14 protein-coding genes are annotated in these 13,252 nt (G+C 61.7%); 10 read left to right on the top strand and 4 right to left on the bottom strand.

Annotation, left to right across the window (positions count from 1 at the left end; all coding sequences use genetic code 11):
- Positions 1 to 19: 19 nt before the first annotated feature.
- Positions 20 to 919, bottom strand: coding sequence for a LysR family transcriptional regulator (locus tag A9K66_RS21945; protein WP_067327890.1), 900 nt, complete (start codon positions 917 to 919; stop codon positions 20 to 22).
- Positions 920 to 1,026: 107 nt separating this feature from the next.
- On the opposite strand from A9K66_RS21945, the gene A9K66_RS21940 reads away from it, so the two are divergent.
- From A9K66_RS21940 to A9K66_RS21930, 3 genes are all read left to right on the top strand, one after another.
- The gene (locus A9K66_RS21940; protein ID WP_067327889.1) at positions 1,027 to 2,406 is read left to right on the top strand and encodes an aminomethyltransferase family protein; all 1,380 of its coding nucleotides are present in this window, start codon (positions 1,027 to 1,029) and stop codon (positions 2,404 to 2,406) included.
- A 156-nt stretch (positions 2,407 to 2,562) separates the two neighbouring features.
- Complete coding sequence (purU, locus tag A9K66_RS21935) at positions 2,563 to 3,411, top strand: formyltetrahydrofolate deformylase (protein ID WP_067327888.1); 849 nt, start codon at positions 2,563 to 2,565, stop codon at positions 3,409 to 3,411.
- 16 nt (positions 3,412 to 3,427) lie between these two features.
- Positions 3,428 to 4,312, top strand: coding sequence for a methylenetetrahydrofolate reductase (locus tag A9K66_RS21930; protein ID WP_067327887.1), 885 nt, complete (start codon positions 3,428 to 3,430; stop codon positions 4,310 to 4,312).
- A 183-nt stretch (positions 4,313 to 4,495) separates the two neighbouring features.
- Here A9K66_RS21930 and A9K66_RS21925 read toward each other — a convergent pair whose 3' ends face one another.
- Positions 4,496 to 5,080: a YceI family protein gene (locus A9K66_RS21925; RefSeq protein WP_067327886.1), complete on the bottom strand. Its 585-nt coding sequence runs from the start codon at positions 5,078 to 5,080 to the stop codon at positions 4,496 to 4,498.
- A 34-nt stretch (positions 5,081 to 5,114) separates the two neighbouring features.
- The gene (locus tag A9K66_RS21920) at positions 5,115 to 5,942 is read right to left on the bottom strand and encodes a hypothetical protein (protein ID WP_067327885.1); all 828 of its coding nucleotides are present in this window, start codon (positions 5,940 to 5,942) and stop codon (positions 5,115 to 5,117) included.
- 354 nt (positions 5,943 to 6,296) lie between these two features.
- Here A9K66_RS21920 and A9K66_RS21915 point away from each other — a divergent pair, with 354 nt between their 5' ends.
- The 7 genes from A9K66_RS21915 (at position 6,297) to A9K66_RS21885 (ending at position 12,494) form a co-directional block, all read left to right on the top strand.
- The gene (locus A9K66_RS21915; protein WP_067327884.1) at positions 6,297 to 7,091 is read left to right on the top strand and encodes an ABC transporter ATP-binding protein; all 795 of its coding nucleotides are present in this window, start codon (positions 6,297 to 6,299) and stop codon (positions 7,089 to 7,091) included.
- Entirely contained in the window at positions 7,088 to 7,798 is a 711-nt protein-coding gene (locus tag A9K66_RS21910; RefSeq protein ID WP_066997920.1) for an ABC transporter ATP-binding protein, read from the top strand. The genes A9K66_RS21915 and A9K66_RS21910 overlap by 4 nt, the downstream gene beginning before the upstream one ends.
- Position 7,799: 1 nt before the next feature.
- Complete coding sequence (locus A9K66_RS21905; protein WP_067327883.1) at positions 7,800 to 8,087, top strand: hypothetical protein; 288 nt, start codon at positions 7,800 to 7,802, stop codon at positions 8,085 to 8,087.
- Complete coding sequence (locus A9K66_RS21900) at positions 8,084 to 8,965, top strand: branched-chain amino acid ABC transporter permease (protein ID WP_067327882.1); 882 nt, start codon at positions 8,084 to 8,086, stop codon at positions 8,963 to 8,965. Before A9K66_RS21905 ends, A9K66_RS21900 begins: the two co-directional genes overlap by 4 nt.
- On the top strand, positions 8,962 to 9,963 hold the full coding sequence (locus A9K66_RS21895; protein ID WP_067327881.1) for a branched-chain amino acid ABC transporter permease: 1,002 nt from the start codon (positions 8,962 to 8,964) through the stop codon (positions 9,961 to 9,963). Before A9K66_RS21900 ends, A9K66_RS21895 begins: the two co-directional genes overlap by 4 nt.
- 14 nt (positions 9,964 to 9,977) lie before the next feature.
- A complete protein-coding gene (locus A9K66_RS21890) occupies positions 9,978 to 11,192 on the top strand; it encodes an ABC transporter substrate-binding protein (RefSeq protein ID WP_067327880.1) in 1,215 nt (404 codons plus the stop codon).
- A gap of 312 nt (positions 11,193 to 11,504) precedes the next feature.
- Positions 11,505 to 12,494 (top strand): membrane dipeptidase, encoded by a 990-nt coding sequence (locus A9K66_RS21885; protein WP_067327879.1) that lies wholly within the window; start codon positions 11,505 to 11,507, stop codon positions 12,492 to 12,494.
- A gap of 43 nt (positions 12,495 to 12,537) precedes the next feature.
- Here A9K66_RS21885 and A9K66_RS21880 read toward each other — a convergent pair whose 3' ends face one another.
- Positions 12,538 to 13,146, bottom strand: coding sequence for an aspartate/glutamate racemase family protein (locus tag A9K66_RS21880; RefSeq protein WP_245307634.1), 609 nt, complete (start codon positions 13,144 to 13,146; stop codon positions 12,538 to 12,540).
- Between the last annotated feature and the right edge of the window lie 106 nt (positions 13,147 to 13,252).

The following is a 13,252-nucleotide window of genomic DNA, read 5'->3' as shown; positions in this document are numbered from 1 at the left end:
CGGCTGGGCTTCGGACCGCTCAGATCGTTGCCGCCACGTCGGCGAGGATCTGGCGCGTCCACGCATGCAGGCCCGAATAGTGAGAACGCTCGGTCCAATACATGTCGATCTGGATCAGCACCTCGAGAGGGAAAGGTTTTAACGTCAACTTGTCCGAAAGCCGGCGGGCCAGGCGATAGGGAATGGTCGCGACCAGCTCCGTGCCCCGGATCAATGCTTCAAGATTGTCGTGGCTCGGCACGATCACGCTCGGCGTAATCCTGACGTCGATTGCCCGAAGCGCCGCGAAGTACAACGCCTCCCACTGGCCATTGTGGGTCACGGCGATATGCCGCGTCTGCCGGTAGCGATCCATCGTCAGTTCGCCGGCCGCAAGCGGATGGCTGGAATCCATGATGCAAGCGTAGCGGTCGGTGAAGAGTTTGCGCCGGTAGTAGATATCGCCGAAAATCGCCACCGGGCCAAGCACGATATCGCAGATGTTTTCCTTGAGCTGCTGCCTGCCGTGCACCGCGGATTCAAAAATGTTGACTGCGATCTGGGGCGCCTGCTGCTGGACCTGGCGCACGAAGGCCGGCATCAGGAACATACGCTCGTGATGGTTACAGGAGATCGTCACGCTGCCCGTGGACGTAGCGGGATCAAAACCTTGCAGAGAGGACAACGCCTGCATGCGCTCGAGGACATCGCGCGCTTCCTGGGCGAGCTGACGGCATTTGTCGGTCGACAGGATCGAGTTGCCCTGGCGAACGAACATCGGGTCGTTGAAGGCCTTTCGAAGCCGCTTGATCGAATAGCTGATCGTCGACTGATTGACGCCGAGGCGCTCCGACGCCTCTGAAAAGGACCGGCAGTCGCTGACCATGACCAATGCCTGCAAGGCATTCAGGTCGATCTGGGCAAGTTCCTCCGACAGCATGGCGCCTACTCTCTATGCAAAATTTCGATCACCTGTATCGAACCTATTGGGTTGTTAGATGTCTTGCAAGGGCTTAGCCGGAAAGGAGCTGCACAGGAGGATTGAAAATGGCTGCTAATCTCGAACAGAAGATCGCTGACGCTGGAAGCGCCCAAACCATGCTCTGGGAATCGCAGAGCCCGCCGATCGTCAGCACGCCGGTGACGCCGGAATTCACCAACTGGCGCGACGAACAGCTCGCTTGGCGCAGCAACGCCGTGCTCTATGACCAGTCGCACCATCTCGCCGACCTAAACATCCGCGGCAAGGATGCGCTGAAGCTCATCCGCGACACGGCGATCAACAGCGTTGAATACTTTCCCGTCAACGCCGCGAAGCAGTATGTAGCGGTCAACGACGAGGGCCAGCTCATCGGCGACAACATCCTGTTCCGCTATGAGGAAGACGAATTCCAGGCGGTGGGCATTCCGCCGACGATCAACTGGCTTCAGTATCATGCCGAGACCGGCGGTTACGACGTCGAGCTTGTGCGGGACAATCCGTCCTATGCCCGCAAGGGAAATCCGCTGTGCTACCGCTACGAGATCCAGGGACCTGGCGCGTTCAACGTGATCCGGGAACTCATCGGCGGCGAGCCGCCGGATGTGAAGTTCTTCCACGGCACCCGCTTCACGATCGCCGGCAAGATGGTCCGCGCGCTTCGCCACGGCATGGCGGGCGAACCAGGCTTCGAGTTCGTCGGGCCCTGGGCCGATCATGAGGTCGTTCGGGCCGCTCTGCTCGAGGCGGGCAAAAAGCACAACATGATTCAGGTCGGCGGCCGGGCTTACCTGACCAACTCGCTCGAGTCCGGATGGCTTCCGCGCCCGTTGCCGGCGTTCTACTCGGGCAAGAGCACGGCGGGCTTCCGCAAGTGGCTTAGCGCGGACGAGATCGATGCCAATGTGTCTCTAGGCGGAAGCTTCTTTTCCGAAAACATCGAGGACTATTACTTCTCGCCCTACGACGTGGGCTACGGAAAGATCGTCAAATTCGACCACGACTTCATCGGCCGCAAGGCCCTCGAGGCCCAGGTCGCCGACGGCCAGACCACGGCCAACCGCAAGGTGACGCTGCAGTGGAACGGCGACGACGTCGCCAAGGCGTGGGCCTCGATGTACCAGCCAGGTGTCGGAGCGAAGTTCATCAACCTTCCGATCGCCCACTACGCGACCTATCACTACGACCGGGTCGAGGCGCCAAACGGAAGCTTGGCCGGGCGTTCGCTTCATACCGGATACTCGGCCAACTACCGTTCGATGATGTCGATCGCGGTCGTGGATGCGGCAGTGGCAGAGCCTGGCACCGAACTGGTGGTGGTCTGGGGCGAGCCCAAGCCATCCTCCAAGGTGCAGGTTGAAGACCACGTGCAGTTCAAGATCCGCGCCACCGTCCACCCGGCGCCGATCGACGCGCACGCACGCACCAGCTATCGCAAGAACGCCTAAGCCGCACGCCTGAACCGAGGGCGGCATCACGGCCGCCCTCTCCTCACGGCAACCGCACCCGACGACAACAGACTGGCGGGACCTCCTGCCGGTGTCGCCTTGCGACGCGAGAAACCGCCTTGCCCTTCAGCTCGGCCGTCAACCCGGAGACCGGGTATGGAAAAGTCCTATCTGCTTACGCTCCAATGCAAGAACCGGCCGGGCATCGTCGCCGGCGTGGCGAGCCGTTTGGCAGCACATGGCGCCAACATCACCGCGGCCCAGCAATTCGACGACTCCGAGACGGATCGGTTCTTCATGAGGGTAGCGTTCGATTTGCCTTCGCCCCTCGATGATCTCGCCGGGCGTTTTTCCGAGGAGGTCAACCGCTTCGGCCTGCAATGGACATTGCGGCCCCAGAACCTGCCCCGCAAGGTTCTGCTGCTTGTCTCGAAATTCGACCACTGCCTGGTAGACCTGCTTTACCGCCAACGACTGGGCGAGTTGCCCATGCAGGTTGTCGCCATCGTCTCCAACCATCCGCGAGAAGGTCTCAACCTAACCTCCGACGACACCATTCCCTTCCACCACTTCCCGATCAGCCATGAGACCAAGGCCACCCAGGAGGCGAAGATCAAGCGCGTGATCGAAGATAGCGGCGCCGAGCTTATCGTGCTGGCCCGCTATATGCAGATCCTATCCGACGACTTCTCAGCCTATCTCTCCGGCCGCTGCATCAACATCCACCATTCTTTCCTGCCGGGTTTCAAGGGCGCCAAGCCCTATCACCAGGCGCATGAGCGCGGCGTGAAGATGATCGGAGCAACGGCGCACTACGTCACCGAAGACTTGGACGAGGGTCCGATCATCGCCCAGGACGTCGAACATGTGACCCATGCCGACACGCCCGAGGACCTCGTTCGCAAGGGTCGGGACATCGAACGCCGCGTGCTGGCCCGCGCGGTCGCCTTCCACCTTCAGGATCGGGTCTTGCTCAATGGACGCAAGACCGTCGTCTTCGCCTAACAACGGAGCCACGCGCATGGAAAAAGCTGCTATCCGCCCCTCCTCTATCGACGCCTCGATCGAGATGGCGCCAAGCCAGGTGATCGACTCCCCTGACCTGCCGGGCCTTTTCCCGTCGGGGGTCCGGGTCTACATCACCGATATCGGCCTGGCGGACACGCCGACCCTGGTCAAGGCAGCGCGTCGCGTCGCGGACCTTGGCTACACCGCGGTTCCCCATATGGCCGCTCGCCGACTGACCACGCGCCAAGCGCTGGAAACGCGGGTGAAGGCTTTGGCTGAGGAAGCGGGTGTCCGCGACTTGCTCATCATCGGCGGCGACGTGGCTACCCCAGCCGGTTCATTTTCCTCCTCTTTCGAGGTGCTCCAGACTGGTTTCGTTGACAAGTACGGCATCACCGAGGTTGGTATAGCCGGCCATCCGGAAGGCAGTCGCGACTTTGGCGACGAGGCGGCGATTGCAGCGCTCCGGATGAAGAGCGCCTGGGCCGAGCGGACCGGGGCAAAGATGCGTGTCGTCACCCAATTTGGCTTCGACGCGGACAAGTTCATCGCCTGGGCGGACGGCCTGGCGGTTTCCGGGGTGGACCTGCCGATCCATCTTGGCGTGGCCGGTCCTGCCAAGATCACGACCTTGCTAAAATACGCCGCCTTGTGCGGCGTCGGCAATTCGCTGAATTTCTTGAAAAAGCGCAGCGCCTCGCTTGCCGCCCTTGCCACCAGTCACTCGCCGGAGAGCTTCGTCGGCCCGATCGAGCACCATCTGCGGGCAAAGCCGGAGTCGGCAATCGCGCAGCTGCATGTCTTTCCGTTTGGCGGCATCAAGAATACGGCCAGGTGGCTCTACGAGCGTGGCTCGTGGCAAGGCCTCGAAGCCGACGATCGCTCGTCGATCGCTTAAGCGCGCAGCCACCTCCCGAGAGCCGAGCCAGACCATGGCGCGCCGATCGTCGGCGCGCCATGGTCTCTCGTTGCCGCTACATGGGCGAATGTTGCGGCACGATTGCCACGCGCAGCCTATCAGTCAGCACCGCCGGACATCCGCGAGGACGTCCGGCGCGCTCAGGACAACGCGAAGCCGCCGTCAGCTGCGGCCGCGCCCCTCCGTTTCGATGCGCAGCGTGACCTCGTCCCCGATCAGGGGAAGATTGGCCGTCATGCCGAAGTCGCTGCGCTTCAACTTGGCAGTCGCGCTGAAGCCGGCCTCAAGACTGCCGTCCCACGGGTTCTTGCCCTGGCCGTTGAAGGTCACGTCGAGCGTCACCGGCTTGGTCACACCGGCGATGGTGAGATCGCCCGTGATGGTGCCCTGCTTGTCGCTGGACTTGGTGAATTTGGCGCCGACGAAGGTGATCTCCGGAAACTCGGTGGCATTGAACCAGTCGGCGCCCTGGATGTCGCTGTCGCGCTGGGCATTGTTGGTGGAGATGCTGGACACCTTGACCTTGGCCTGCAGCTTGCTGGCCTCAGGCGCGTCCTTGTCGAAGGTGAATTCCCCGGAGAACTCTTTTGCGACGCCGATGACGTTGGAGAAGCCGAGATGATTGATGAAGAACACTATGCCGGAATGAACCGGATCGATGTCGAACGTGATCGGCTGTGCGGTTGCCGGCCCGATTGGCGCCGTTGCGAGTGCAGCTAGCAAAGCTAGTTTCAGTCTGTAGTTCATTCCATCCTCCTTTGTTGATGCACGAAAAGCGAATTCACAGCGGAAGGCTGAACCCCTTCCGGGCCAGCATGACTGCGACTGCCGCGACGGCCGGCACCAGGCAAAACCCTGCGAAGACGAACGTGGCGAGTGCAGGGGTTTTCTGATCGAGACGATCGAGGATCACGCGGCAGGCCGAAGAGACCAGGAAAAGCAGCAGGAGCACCGCAAGGGCGAGAAGGTCGATCTTGCGGGTGATCAGCGCGACGGTCTGCGCCACAGCCATCATGCCCGCCGCTCCGCCGAGCAAGGATGCCCATCCGAAGCGGTAATTCGGCCGGGACAGGTGCCCAACCACGATGCCGGCGATGCCAAAGGCGACGCCAAGAGACAGTTGCAGGCTGGATGATGAAGCCCCCATGAATGCAATGGGAGCAAAGCCTGCGCTGGCAACCGCGAGCATGATCGCAGGGCGCAGGCCTGATCCCTCATCGGGATAGTCAGCTTCCCGATGAAGTGCATATAGCGCTGCCGCTCCGGCCAGAGCGGCGACAACCAGGTCGAAAGGCTGCGCCAGGGCAATCGTATCGCCGATGTAAGCTGCTGAGGCGACCGGCATTGCCGCCAACAGCAACTGTCCGAGCCTGCGGCTGCCTGTCCATTCCGTCGCCACGCCCAGGATCGATCCAACCGCCGCCAGGTAGAACACCTTGTTGACGGCGCCGACCGGAGGGAAGGACGGAAGGCGATTGTAGGTCAACCAGTAGGACAGGAAGAAGCCGAGCGGGATCAAGAGATCGTACCAACGGAGATCGACGCGCCCCCATCGCATCAGGCCGCTCAAGGCGAACGACAAAAGGCCGCAAATGGCGACCGCCAGCATAACGGCCTCCTGCGGCGATCGGGCAACGCCAATCACGTCGCATTACCGTTGTTGGCTATAGGATAGCGGGCACACGCTCGCGGCACCTTGCGGCAGGATGAAGTCACACCGTCCTCCCCGGTCTGAGTTCTCCATGACCGGCCCCTTCCGGATACCGGTCAGATTTCAAATACCAAAGCGTATCTCACTAACCTTGTCAATCCGACTGGGCAGCTGGCCGGAACCCGCCTCGCCTTAGTGCAGGTGCACCGGCGAAGTCGGTTGACATACGACTCAGACTTCAAATACTATATGGTATCTAAAGTGGAACAGACGCGGAAGCGCCGGTTCCGCTGACACGCCTGGGAGGAGTGCGTGGCTGTGCAGGAACATATCAACGCCTATTTGCCTGTGCTCGCGGCGGATGGCGTATCGGTCAGCTTCGGAGGCGTGCAGGCGCTCGACAATGTCTCGCTCGACGTCGGCGGTGGCGAGATTTGCGGCTTGATCGGCCCGAATGGCGCGGGAAAGACCACCTTCCTGAATGCCATCACCTGCCTTGCACGCCTTCAACGCGGCACCGTAGAGCTGTCGGGTCGGATAATCTCCAATTCGGCGGTGCGCGACATCATCGGCCTCGGGATCGCCCGGACGTTCCAAAATGTCGGCGTGTACGGCTCGCTGAGCGTCCTGGAGAACGTCATGCTCGGCGCACACCACAAGATGGGTGGAAAAGTCGCGCGTGCCCTTCTCAATCCCTTCGGTGCGTGGGCCGAGGAGAAGACGGTCCGCCGCAAGGCTGAATCAATTCTGGATGAGTTGGGAATGGCCGCATTATCGAGCGTGCGCGCCGACTCCCTGCCCTATCCGTTGCAAAAGCGGATGGAGATCGCACGCGCCCTGGCGGCCGAGCCCAAGCTCCTGTTGCTGGATGAGCCGGCCGGCGGACTGACCCATGGCGAGGTCACCGAATTCGGCACCCTCGTCAATACGATCCGGCATAGCCGCAGGCTCTCGATCCTCCTGATCGAGCATCACATGGGCTTGGTCATGAGCCTGTGCGACCGGATCCATGTGTTCCACCTGGGTCGAAATCTGGCGTCAGGACGCCCCGAAGAAATCAGGACCAATGAAGCCGTCATCGGCGCCTATCTCGGGAGGAGCACGTGAGACTGCTTGACGTCCGCAATCTCTCGGCCTCCTACGGCAAGGTACGGGCGCTTTTTGACTGCTCGCTCGCAATCGCGCAGAACGAATTCGTCGTCCTGCTCGGCGCCAATGGCGCGGGAAAAACCACTTTGCTGCGCGCGCTTTCGGGCACGATCCGCTCGGCCGGCGAGATCGCCTATATGGGAAGCGACTTGCAAAAGATGGCGCCGGAACGGCGTCTGCAACGCGGCTTAGCGCAGATTCCCCAGGGCAGAGGCACTTTCACGGAATTCACGGTCGACGAGAATCTGACGCTGGGCGCCACAATCGTCTCCGATGCCCGCCAGGTCCGACAGGACAAGGAGCGGTGGTACGATCGCTTTCCGCGATTGCGCGAACGACGCTCCCAACTGGCCGGCAATCTGAGCGGAGGCGAGCAGCAGATGCTCGCGGTTGCGCGAGCGCTCATGTCGCGGCCAAAACTGCTGCTATGCGACGAGCCGTCATTGGGTCTCGCACCCGTCATCACGCGCGAAATATTCGCGATCTTCAAGGAACTCCGCGACATCGATGGCTTGACGCTCTTGGTCGTGGAGCAGAACGCGGACCTGTCGCTCAAGTTCGCCGACCGCGCCTATGTCATCGAGGCCGGGCATATCGTGGCCGGCGGCTCAGCCGGCGCGATACTTGCAGATGAGCATATCCAGAAATCTTACCTTGGGGACTAACGTGGCGACGTTTTACCAGATCATTGTTTGCGGCATTGCCCCAGGCGGAGTCTACGCCGTGCTGGTCATTGCCCTCGTGCTGGTCTCGCGTCTTACAAGGCGGGCGTCGGCCGACCGCCTCGATGCAGCCTCCTTCATCGACATTCACGATACCGCCGGACTGCCATTCCTGATGGTGGTAACCGCCATTTCCCCGTCCTCAAACGCCAGGGTTCCCTTGGCCAAGGCTCTCGGATCGAAGGCGCGCAGGTCGACGGCCTCGGCGTTGCAGTTGGGAGGCTGGGCTTGACCCTTTTCCTGCAAATCGTCCTCAGCGGTCTTGCCACCGGCGCCATCTATGCGGCTCTTGCCCTTGCACTGGTGTTGATCTTTCGCGCCACCAACGTCGTCAATTTCGGTCAAGGCGAAATGGCGACTTTCTCGGCATACTGCACCTGGCAGCTATGCCTGTGGGGCCTGCCATTGTGGCTTTCGATTGCAATCGGCCTGGCCGGTTCCTTTGTGCTGGGAATCTTGGCGTTTCGGGTCTTCGTCCGCCCGCTCCTGGCAGCACCAGTCGAGGCGACAGTGGTCGTTACGCTCGGCATGTTTGTGCTCTTCCAGGCGATGGTGACGTGGCTCTGGGGCGCCGAGCAGAAGCCGTTCCCCAGCCTTTTTCCCGAAGGCAGCTTCAGCCTCGGTGAGGTACAGGTGCTGGCTTCGTCGGCCGGTACCTTGCTGATCCTCATTGTCCTGGCCGCGGCCATCGCCTCCCTCTTCGCCTTCACAAGGCTTGGGCTCTCCATGCGTGCCGCGGCCTTCGACCGCGTTCGCAGCGTTCTGGTGGGCATCAACGTCGAGCGCATGCTGATGCTCGGCTGGGGTTTCGCCGCGGCGATCGGAATGATCGCGGCGGTGCTGGTCGCGCCACGGCTGTTTTTGAGCCCGACCATGATGACCCCGATCCTATTCTACGGCCTTGCCGCGGCAACCGTTGGCGGCTGGGACAGTCCGCTCGGCGCGATAGCCGGAGGCCTTCTGGTGGGCGTCAGCGAGAGCCTTGGCGCCAACTACATCGGCTTTCTGGGTGCGGACATGCGCATCGCGGTCCCGATCGGGCTCACCCTTTTCGTCCTGCTGGTCAAGCCGGTCGGTCTGTTCGGCTCACAGAAGGTCACCAAGCTATGAGCAACGACATTCGGCGCACGGTCGCGGCAACCGCTGGTTTTGTGCTGGTCGCCGCATTGCTGCCGGCCACTTTGTCAGGCTTCCAGTTGCAGCAGGTGAGCATCGCCATCTCCTATGCGGTCGCCATTCTTGGCCTCAACCTGCTTATGGGGTTTGCCGGGCAGATCTGCCTCGCCCAGGGGACGCTGTTCGGCATCGGCGCCTACGTCACCGCCATCTTGAACGCGACCTATGGCGTCCACCCGTTGGCGACCCTGCCTGCGGCAGCTGTTTTTACCGCGCTGGCCGGTCTCGTCGTCGGACTGCCGGCCCTGCGTCTGCAGGGGCTGCAACTTGCGATCATCACGTTTGGTGTCGCGGCGGCCTTTCCGCAGCTTCTGTTGAAGCTCGGCAGTTGGACGGGCGGAGTCTCCGGCTTGCCGATCGATTCCCTGGAGCCGCCTGCGTTCCTGGCCGATTACTCCGAGCTCTGGCTCTATCTGGTGTCGCTGGGGTGCGCCTGCGTCGCGGCATTCATCGTCTATCTCGTTCTCCTCGGCGACGTCGGCCGCGCGCTCCAGGCGCAACGGGACAGTCCGCAGATCGCGGAGGCTCTCGGCGTCAACCTGACCAAGACCAAGCTGTGGGCGTTCGCCATCAGCTCTGCGCTCGCCGGACTTGGCGGCGGCGTCTTCGCGATCCTCAACGGCTTCATCAGCCCGCAGTCCTTTCTCGCCCCACTTTCCATCACCATCGTGATCGGGAGCATCGTAGGCGGCTCGACAAGCATTGTCGGCGCCTTCATCGGCGGGCTGTTCATCACCTTCGTCCCGACCTGGACGTCCAGCATCAATCTCGCACTCGGCAACGTCATCTACGCGCTGGCACTAATCGGCATCATGCTTCTGGCGCGCGGAGGGGTTGCCGGTCTGCTGGAGAGACTTGCCGCTGCCTTGACGGCGCGGTCGAACGCCAACGGCAAAGCCGGATCAATCAGCCAATTAGGGAGGAAGTTATGAGACCATGTTTACGCATGCCAAGAATGCTTGTGACGGCGGCAATACTTGCGCTAGCCGTCGGTGTCGCTCCGGCGAAAGCTGACGAGGCACCGGGCATCACCGACAGCACCGTCAAGATCGGCATCACCGGTCCGCTCACCGGTCCCGTCGCCGTCGTCGGCGCGGTCGCAGAAGGCATCCGCGCCCGGGTCGAGGCCGCCAATTCCCACGGCGGCGTCAAGATGTCCGACGGCAAGACCCGCAAGATCGAGCTCGTGATCAAGGACGACATGCTCGATCCGCAGCGAACGCTTGCGAATGTGCGCGAGATGGTGGAGCAGGACAAAGTTTTCGCTCTTGTCGGCACGGCTGCCACGCCGAACAATGTCGCCATCGGACGTTATATCGAACAACGCAAAGTGCCCAATGTCTTCATGTATTCAGGCGTCCACAAGCTGAACGCGCCGCACGAGGAAATAGGGTTCGTCCCGGCCTTCTCGACCGAGGCGGCGTCGTTCGCCACTTATCTGAAGGACAACAAGCCCGAGGCAAAGGTCGCGCTCCTCTATCTCAACACCGAGACCGGCGAAACCTTCATGAAGGCCTTCGACAAGGCCATCGACGGCTCAGGCGTCAAGGTCGTCGATCGGCAACCGGTGACTTCGCAGGATCCGACCGTCGAAACGCAACTGACAGCGCTCAAGGCTTCCGGCGCCGATACGCTGGTGATCATCGCCGCGCCGCAACAAGGCGGTGAAGCAATCCGCTTCCAGGCCGAGAGCGGCTGGAAGCCGCTGACGCTCGTCACCAACCTTTCCTCGGCCTACCCGATCCTGCAGGCGGTGGGGCTCGAGAACGCCAAGGGCATCATCACCTCGAATTTCCTGAAACCGATCGTTAGCCCGGAAAAAACCGGTGATGCGGGCATCGACCAGTATCTGGACGATATCGCCGCGGCCAAGGTCAACTTCGTCTTCGCCAACACGATCGGACAGGTCGGCTACGCGACCGGCGATGCTCTTGTGAAGGCGCTCGAGCACATGAAGAAGCCGACCCGGGCTGAGCTCCTCGACACCGTCTTCAACATGCAGAAGTGGGACGATCCACTATTGCTGGACGGGATCAAGCTGAACACCAAAGCCGGCTCCGATATTTTCCCGATTGAGGCACTGCAGCTCTATCAGTTCGACGGGCAGAAGTACGTGCCTGTTGGCAAGCTTCTGGATTTCGAGGGCAAGACGGAAGAGTAACGGACGACCGACACAGGTTGCTGCCGGCTGCGAACGTCCGCGTTTTGCGGGCGCCTTTCTCGCGAGGGCGAATTTCGATTTGTTTGAGCGATTCGTGAGCCGACAATATCGTCGGCAGTCCTATCTGCGATCCGTTTTTGCCGGAAGTCATTCGGCAGAAGATGCTGGCGAAGGCGAATCCGGATTCTGTTGCGCGTGACGGCAGATCCAGCTTCAGGCAGTTTGCACCTGCTCTGCGTACCGGACGCAACTTCCCCATTCTAGCCAGTATGGTAGAGATTGGGGCTGGTGCAAATTCCGGTACGAACGGCAATGAACCTTCAAACCAGAGCCCGGTCCATTCTCGATAGCGAAGTCGTCTGGGACGCCCATTCCGGCTTCATGCCGGATCCTGCCGCGGACTTGAACAACCTGCGGATCTGGCGAGACGCCGGTGTCGACTATCTGTCCATCGATGTCGGGTTCGATCTTCTGTCCTGGGAAATGACGGTAACCAATCTCAGCTGCTTCCGCCACTGGATCCTGGCGCGTCCCGCCCACTACGTGCTGGTCTCGTCGGCCGACGAAATCCTCGCTGCCAAGGCGCAAGGCAAGCTGGCGGTCACCTTTGACATCGAAGGCATGAACGCCCTGGACGGCCGGATTGAGATGGTCGAGTTCTACCATGGCCTTGGCGTGCGCCAGATGCTTTTCGCCTATAACCGCAACAACCTTGCCGGCGGCGGATGCCATGACGAAGACCCGGGTCTGACCGCGTTCGGTCGGCAGGTGATCGACGAGATGAACCGCCTCGGCATGTTCGTGGATGTGAGCCACACCGGCTATCGCACCACCATGGACGTGATGGAGTACACGGACCGGCCAGTCATCTTCTCGCACTCCAATCCGAAAGCGCTCTGCGCCCACGGTCGCAACATCACGGACGAGCAGATCAAGGCCTGCGCCCGCACCGGCGGCATCGTCGGCGTTGTCGGGCTCAGTCGTTTCCTTGGCGAGGCGCGCACCGATTCCGAACGGCTGGCCGACCATGTCGAATATCTGATCGATCTCGCTGGCCCACGCTATGTTGGCATCGGCCTCGACCATGCTTTCCCGGTCGAGATCGAAGGCATCGACGACATCATCGCCAGCAATCCGCATTTCTGGCCGAAGAGCGAATATGCGGGAGAAACGACCTATTCGGCACCAGCCCAAATGAAAGAGCTGACCGAGGTTCTGCTTCGTCGCGGTCAGCCGGAAGGAGCGGTCCGCGACGTCATAGGCGGCAACTTCATGCGCCTTGCCCGGGAAATCTGGAAATAACCACCGGAGCAGCTGTCGAGCGCTCCGTGGGACCTTCTTTTGGTCAGGCGGGTTGGTCCGCGCCAAGAAGGACGCGCAGCTTCGCGACGGCCGCATCCGGACTGGTCGATACGGGGATGTTCGTCGCCGCTTTGACCGCATCCCGCGCGCGCGCCATGGAGAACTGTGCCAAGACGATCGCATCGAAATCCCTCAGCTTGGCGGCTTCGGCCGCGATCAGCCGGTTGTGGGTTTCCACGTCTCCTGCACGCACCGCCTCGATCGCGCCCGGCACGAAATAGCTCGTGATGGTGGCAGCTTGGCCCATGCGGGCGGCTTCGTCCCGGAACTCCTGCTCCATTCCTTCCCTGGACGGCGGGAAAGTGTAGAGCATTGCGGTGCGGCCGCCACGGCGGATCGCCGTCTCAAACATGGCCTCGTTCGGTTTCAGGACCGGAACGTCCAGCTTCGCCGCGGCCTGTTCGATCGCTTGCCCGAACGCCGAGCAGGTGAACAGCACGGCATCGCTTCCGATCGAACGGGCATAGCTGGCCAAGGCCTCGACGCGCCGGGCAATGTCGCTCGTCAGGTCAGCGGTTTTGGCGCGGTCCACTGCCAGGCTGTCCTCGAGGATATTGACGATTTCGGCGCCAGGCCATCCCGCTTCGAACACCGATCTGATCGGCTCCATCGAGATGGGCGTGGCATGGATCAGGGCAATACGAGGCTGTGACGTCATTGTGCGAGACCGAATGATAAACGAGGCCGCCCCGAGAGCA

Source organism: Mesorhizobium sp. AA23 (genome assembly GCF_001672435.1).
Classification (GTDB): domain Bacteria; phylum Pseudomonadota; class Alphaproteobacteria; order Rhizobiales; family Rhizobiaceae; genus Mesorhizobium.
This window is presented reverse-complemented; position numbering and strand designations above follow the sequence as displayed.

Excerpts from the sequence above, each read along its gene's own strand:
- purU (WP_067327888.1), top strand. The coding sequence starts at position 2,563 with ATGGAAAAGTCCTATCTGCTTACGCTCCAATGCAAGAACCGGCCGGGC.
- A9K66_RS21925 (WP_067327886.1), bottom strand. The coding sequence starts at position 5,080 with ATGAACTACAGACTGAAACTAGCTTTGCTAGCTGCACTCGCAACGGCG.
- A9K66_RS21940 (WP_067327889.1), top strand. The coding sequence starts at position 1,027 with ATGGCTGCTAATCTCGAACAGAAGATCGCTGACGCTGGAAGCGCCCAA.
- A9K66_RS21895 (WP_067327881.1), top strand. The coding sequence starts at position 8,962 with ATGAGCAACGACATTCGGCGCACGGTCGCGGCAACCGCTGGTTTTGTG.
- A9K66_RS21945 (WP_067327890.1), bottom strand. The coding sequence starts at position 919 with ATGCTGTCGGAGGAACTTGCCCAGATCGACCTGAATGCCTTGCAGGCA.
- A9K66_RS21890 (WP_067327880.1), top strand. The coding sequence starts at position 9,978 with ATGCCAAGAATGCTTGTGACGGCGGCAATACTTGCGCTAGCCGTCGGT.
- A9K66_RS21920 (WP_067327885.1), bottom strand. The coding sequence starts at position 5,942 with ATGCTGGCGGTCGCCATTTGCGGCCTTTTGTCGTTCGCCTTGAGCGGC.
- A9K66_RS21930 (WP_067327887.1), top strand. The coding sequence starts at position 3,428 with ATGGAAAAAGCTGCTATCCGCCCCTCCTCTATCGACGCCTCGATCGAG.
- A9K66_RS21885 (WP_067327879.1), top strand. The coding sequence starts at position 11,505 with ATGAACCTTCAAACCAGAGCCCGGTCCATTCTCGATAGCGAAGTCGTC.